Consider the following 5,808-nt stretch of genomic DNA (forward strand, 5'->3'; position numbering starts at 1 on the left):
TGTCTGTTAAGCTGCTTGTATATCCCATTTTTTCTCAATCCAATCTTACTTTTCTTTTCAGTTTAACACTTTATTAAAGATGTCAAATGGGTTCTATAAAAGGGATTTGGTAATTTGAATAGAGGAGGGTTTTTATTTGGGATATTGCTTAAGATTTTAGGATGATACCAACTATTTTAAGCAATAACAGGAATTTAATCGGGTAATTGCATAACCGCGATTTATTCAGGGATCATCAATTCACTTTGTAAAAATGAGCCATAAATCCGCTGATTTAACATGTTTGGTGTAATCAATATCACACCCTCATCTGTGACAAAATAACGCCGTTTATCCTCTTCTAAATTCTCGCCAATCAGTCAATTGTTTAAGACATGAGCCACCAGCAAGAATCAATGCTAAGGTTTTCCGTGTAAGACGGCTGACATAACGGGATTGGGATGATGAATCCATTGATATTTTCCTCCCAGAATATGAGGTCTGTGTTACAAATAGGATTGCATGACCTCTGTTTATTATCGTTTGTTGAAATCATAAACACATTTTTATAGTGACTATCGGCTCAGATAACGACAATTCCATCTCACCGTGTTTTGTCGAAAAAGTATTATTAAACTTATTTGACCTGTATATTTTGAGTCAACAATGCAGAATGACGACTAAAGCCCAATCTGTGTATAATAACTGTCCATGATAACTAAAATTTATGTTGCTTGATTATGAAACGGTTGATTTATATTAGTAGGATTACTGAAACTGTTACGCCTACTGAGCTACAAAAAATAGGTGAAATTTCTCAGCGTAATAACCGAGAGTTACAAATTACAGGTGTATTGCTGTATTTGAGTGGTTTATTTTTTCAAATTCTAGAGGGTGATGAGGAAAAAATAGATTGTTTATACAAGAGGATTTTAATTGATAATAGGCACGAGGATATCATGTGTTTACAGTCAGAAGCCAATATCGATACTCGATTATTCCCTGATTGGGATATGCAAACCATTAATTTAGAAGAAAATAACGATATATTTACTCAACCAGTAAAAAGTTTATTGCAAGCATTAAGTAGTTCACATCAGATTTTAGAAAAATACACCCAACCTGCCATTGTTCGTTCGCTTAACCAAGGTCTCAACCCTCTATTTCTCAAACCACAAAATTCCCATAAGTTTGTCTTATTTGCGGATATTTTTGGGTTTTCTACATTTACTGAGAAATTACCTGTTAATGAAGTGGTTAGCCTAGTCAATGAATATTTCAACTTAACATCAAGAGCGATTACTGAACGCGGTGGTAACGTTTTAAAGTATATGGGTGATTGTGTGATGGCTTCGTTTGAACATCACCAAGCTGATGATGCACTACAGGCAACATTGGATATATTTAAAATTTTACAAATGATCCGTCATGAATCAACCCCAACTCATCCTGGAAAATTGCTATACACAGGTATAGGCTTAGCGTATGGCGAAGTGATTGAGGGTAATATGGGCTCACAGATAAAAATGGATTATACGCTGGTGGGCGACACTGTGAATGTGGCTTCTCGAATGGAAGCGTTAACCCGACAACTTCCGCATACGTTGATTTTGACCGAGGCGGTAAAACAACAGTGTTCAGATCAGTGGGATTTTATTAATTTAGGGACATATCCTGTTAAAGGCAAACAGGATGAAATTAAAACCTATTCCATCGATCATCCACTGTGCTACAAGACAGCAGATATGCAGCGCCAAGTAGATAATTTAGCTCGTTTGTTAGACGCATTTAACAGTACGGGTATCATAACTTAATTTGCTATTGCTAAAAATAGTTGTTCAGCAAAAATCACCCATCTAAACTTTACATTAAGGGATTGATATGCCAAAGGTAGTGATGTATTCAACGCAAATTTGCCCATATTGCATGAGAGCAGAGCATTTGCTTAGAAACCGTGGGGTCGAACATATTGAGAAAATTATGATTGACCGTGAACCTGAAAAAATGCAAGAAATGATGCAACTTACAGGACGGCGTACTGTGCCTCAAGTTTTTATTGGGGGCAAACATATCGGCGGATTCGATGATTTATCCGAGCTTGATATGGAAGATGGATTGTTGCCATTACTCGAAGCTGATTAACTTTTTTACAACAAACATAGTGTAAATTTACCACAAAAGTTGTAATATAGATAAATACCTTATAAATAGCGACTTAGGCTATTCAAATAAATGTGGTAAAAAAGTGGACGTATGTTGGGCTTGTTGTTAGAATTCCACATGTTGTAAAATTTACTGCATGGTGTAGCATAAGTCATACTGACAGACTCCAAATTGCAACACGAGTGGGCTAAAACCAGTTATTTATAAGTGAAGCGACATCTATACATCACCGTACTACAATACGCTTGTGGTCATATCGTTATATTTGTCGCTCAGCTATACAGAAAGATTTCAAGGTGCTTTGGGTCACCGTATTCAAAACTTTTTCATTATTTACCACATAGGGAATCAAGCTTATGTTAAAAAATTCTGGTCGCAAACTATTGATTGGTGTCGTGGCAAGTACAATCTTGTCTGCAGCAGCATTTTCTCCAGTTATCGTAAGTGCGGAAACTGAACCTACTTATAATTTACTTGATCGCTCTGGCAATCCTGTAAAAAGTGCTCGTCCAGGTGAGTGTATTCGTGTAAGAAACTCTAACGAGCCAGCAAAGCCTTTTGAAGAATGTGGTGACGTGATTGATAGTGACGGTGATGGCGTAAATGATGACAAAGACGAATGCCCAAATACACCTAAAGGCGTTGAAGTAGATGAGAAAGGTTGCCCAGTAGATACTGATGGTGACGGCGTTGCAGACATCAATGATGATTGTCCAAATAATACTCCTCGTGAAATTTCTCGTGGCGTAGACGTTAATGGTTGTCCTAAAGACAGCGATATGGACGGTGTTCCAGATTTCAACGATCGTTGCCCAGGCACACCTTACGGTGAAGCAGTGGATCAATACGGTTGTGCAGTTTCTGATGTGCCTCGCGTAGAAATTTTAAGTTCTGATATTACGTTTGCTTTCGATAGCTATCGCCTAACTTCTCAAGGTCAAGGCGAATTAGGTAGCATCGCTGATCAAATCTTAAGCAACTTTGATAAATTCGCGGGTCTTGCGTTGACAGGCCACACAGATTCTATCGGTGCAAAACGTTATAACCAAACTTTATCTGAAAGACGTGCTAGCGCAGTGAGAAGCTTCTTAGTTGGCCGTGGTATCCCAGCTGACCAAGTGACTTCACAAGGTAAAGGCGAATCTGCTCCTGTAGCCAGCAATTCTAATCGTGAAGGTCGTGCCCAAAACCGTCGCGTTGAAGTATTTGTTGATATGAAGTAATTTGACCTAAGTTAGTTTTTTAGGTAGGTAGAAAGTGCGTTGTCTCATTATGGGGCAACGCATTTTTTATGGGTGGAGGCTTAGTTTTCTGGGCTTAAACGAATTTCTTGCATGTTGTTGGAGAGTTTAAAACCACGCTCATAAACTTGATAGCCTTCTGCTTCAACGTGGATTTTTCCGTCTTTACTATCGATGTCGCAGTCTAACGTTGCTTTGTAAAAGCCTTCAGAGTCACCATAAAAAGTGTGTTTGTCATTTTGATAAAGAAAGTAAACTTTTGCATTGGGTACGGTTTTTAAATCGCTTTTGTCATAAAGCATTACTGAATGGATGCAAGATGTTGTTGGTGTGACAGGTTGAGATGCTGCATTTGATGATGTGCTGACAGGTTGAGATAAGGTTGCTGGGGTTTGAGGGGGAGGCGATTGAGTGTTCTCTGAAGTAAATACATTACCTACCCAAATAGCTATACTCGTTAATACCGCGATAGAGATTGCAATGGCTGTTAAAACATGACCTAAATTCCAACTCCATTTTGAATCATCAGGCTTAGAATCACCAATAGACTGTTCAGTATTATCACCTGTACTGACATTTGAGCCTTTCACATCACCCTTAATATTTATATCACCCATTTTAACTTCTCCTTTAATACCACTAAGCAATTGTGTAACATTAATTTCTTTCGATAAGCTAGGCTCAAAATGTGTTTCAAAGCCCGCTTTTTCTAAATTTAACAGATTTTGATAAGGAATTAAAATGCCTTCGTATGGCACTTGCTCGGTGACTTCTAAGATTTTAAATGTGTTGTGAATTGCATTAAATGTATTGCGAATGGTGGTTAGTAATCCGCGTCGTCCATTTTCTTGTCCTATCACGGAGATAGTGATTTCTTTGTTTTCCAGATTAGCGATAACTAATGCTTTGTTGTTGTCTTGCGCGAGTACGATGCCTGTGCGCCAGTAGGTTTGTTTTGAGGCGATGTGGTGTTGACGGACAATAAATCGGGAAATAATGCTGCTGGGTAATACGTCGTAGTGCAATTCAAACTCTAAGCAATCATCGTGAGGCCAATTTAATTCGGGTTCTTGTTTGCTGAGTAAGTCGGGAATCAGGAAATGATTTTTTTGTTCGGGAAATTCAAAGCATAACTCAAATTTTTCCATGATATTGAGGATGAAATCGTGTTTATTAATTGGATATTTTTCAGCGTCTAAAATCTCGCTTAATTGGCTGAGTTTGAGTTTACCTTTTTCTTGAAACAGTTGATTGCTATTGAGAATTTTATAAATGCCTTCGGTAATCCATTTTGGATTTAAGATATTAGTTTCTCTAAGTTTGGGGCGTTGCTCGTCGTCACGATAATTGAGCATAATACCTAAATCATGCAGGAAATCGATTAAGGTCTTTTGGCTGCTGCGGTTGATATTATTTTTGTCACAGATTTTTTCATATTCGGTATAAGGGATAAAATCACGGCGCATATTTTCCAGTTTGGTTTTGATTTCAAACCATGTTTTGGGCAATAAATCATGGATATGTGGCAATTGTTCAATACAAGTGAAAATGTGTTGTTTAAGGTTTTCTAGGTTTTGATTGTCTTTGCAGGAAATGCTGTAAAAGCCTTTGATATTAGGATAATCGCGTAAAAGTTGGCGTTCATTGGATTCAGTCGAATGTTGGTCAATTTTGTTAATGACAATCAGGATTGGAGAGTCTGCACCATAAGTTTTTATCATTTTAAGCCAGTATTCAACACGGCTGTATTGTTCTTCTTGACGCGCGTCGAGGACTAAAAGGTATAAACTGCGTTTGGTGAGGAAAAATTGATGGGTGGCGTGCATGATTTCTTGCCCACCAAAATCCCACACATTTAAACGGATTTGTTCATTTTTGATGTCAACTTGCCAATTTTGGATATTAATCCCATCAGTTTTGTTTTCGTGTTCATCAAATTCATTGAATAATAAGCGATTTAAAAGAGAAGTTTTGCCAACACCGCCTTGTCCAACAATAAGGATTTTAGCTTCATTTAAAGGTTGTCTTTCTTTTTCTGCAAAATAATTGCGGATGGCTTCGATGCCTTTTTCAGCTATTTCTAGCGGCGGGGTTTCTAAAGGATTTCCTGATATGTCAAGTTTGCATGAATTTTTTAGTTGCCCTAGCGATACTGGTAGCTCTTTTAGCTGGTTTTTACTTAAACCTAATTCACTCAAATTTTGCAGTTGCCCAAACCATGTTGGCAGCTCTTTTAGAGGGTTTTCAAATAAATATAATACACTCAAATTTTGCAATTGCCCAAACGACGCTGGCAGCTCTTTTAGAGAGTTATTCCATAAATATAATATACTCAAGTTTTGCAGTTGCCCAAACGACGCTGGCAGTTCTTTTAGCTGGTTTCCACTTAAACTTAAATAACTCAAGTTTTGCAGTTGCCCAAACC

5 protein-coding genes are annotated in these 5,808 nt (G+C 37.7%); 3 read left to right on the plus strand and 2 right to left on the minus strand.

The window, feature by feature from the left end; translation table 11 throughout:
- Positions 1-330: 330 nt before the first annotated feature.
- On the minus strand, positions 331-453 hold the full coding sequence (locus tag ABXH34_RS17235) for a hypothetical protein (RefSeq protein WP_353573123.1): 123 nt from the start codon (positions 451-453) through the stop codon (positions 331-333).
- 266 nt (positions 454-719) lie between these two features.
- Here ABXH34_RS17235 and ABXH34_RS17240 point away from each other — a divergent pair, with 266 nt between their 5' ends.
- The 3 genes from ABXH34_RS17240 to ABXH34_RS17250 all read left to right on the plus strand — a co-directional run bounded on the left by ABXH34_RS17240 (position 720) and on the right by ABXH34_RS17250 (position 3,365).
- A complete protein-coding gene (locus tag ABXH34_RS17240) occupies positions 720-1,793 on the plus strand; it encodes a BLUF domain-containing protein (RefSeq protein ID WP_353573124.1) in 1,074 nt (357 codons plus the stop codon).
- Between the two features lie 67 nt (positions 1,794-1,860).
- On the plus strand, positions 1,861-2,121 hold the full coding sequence (gene grxC / locus ABXH34_RS17245) for a glutaredoxin 3 (protein ID WP_353573125.1): 261 nt from the start codon (positions 1,861-1,863) through the stop codon (positions 2,119-2,121).
- A gap of 377 nt (positions 2,122-2,498) precedes the next feature.
- Complete coding sequence (locus tag ABXH34_RS17250) at positions 2,499-3,365, plus strand: OmpA family protein (RefSeq protein WP_353573126.1); 867 nt, start codon at positions 2,499-2,501, stop codon at positions 3,363-3,365.
- Positions 3,366-3,445: 80 nt separating this feature from the next.
- On the opposite strand, the gene ABXH34_RS17255 is transcribed toward ABXH34_RS17250, so the two are convergent.
- A partial coding sequence (locus tag ABXH34_RS17255; protein WP_353573127.1) for a COR domain-containing protein occupies positions 3,446-5,808 on the minus strand: 2,363 nt, incomplete at its 5' end.

The organism is Candidatus Albibeggiatoa sp. nov. BB20 (genome assembly GCA_016744725.1).
GTDB lineage: Bacteria > Pseudomonadota > Gammaproteobacteria > Beggiatoales > Beggiatoaceae > Albibeggiatoa.

Excerpts from the sequence above, each read along its gene's own strand:
- grxC (WP_353573125.1), top strand. The coding sequence starts at position 1,861 with ATGCCAAAGGTAGTGATGTATTCAACGCAAATTTGCCCATATTGCATG.
- ABXH34_RS17235 (WP_353573123.1), bottom strand. The coding sequence starts at position 453 with ATGGATTCATCATCCCAATCCCGTTATGTCAGCCGTCTTACACGGAAA.
- ABXH34_RS17250 (WP_353573126.1), top strand. The coding sequence starts at position 2,499 with ATGTTAAAAAATTCTGGTCGCAAACTATTGATTGGTGTCGTGGCAAGT.
- ABXH34_RS17240 (WP_353573124.1), top strand. The coding sequence starts at position 720 with ATGAAACGGTTGATTTATATTAGTAGGATTACTGAAACTGTTACGCCT.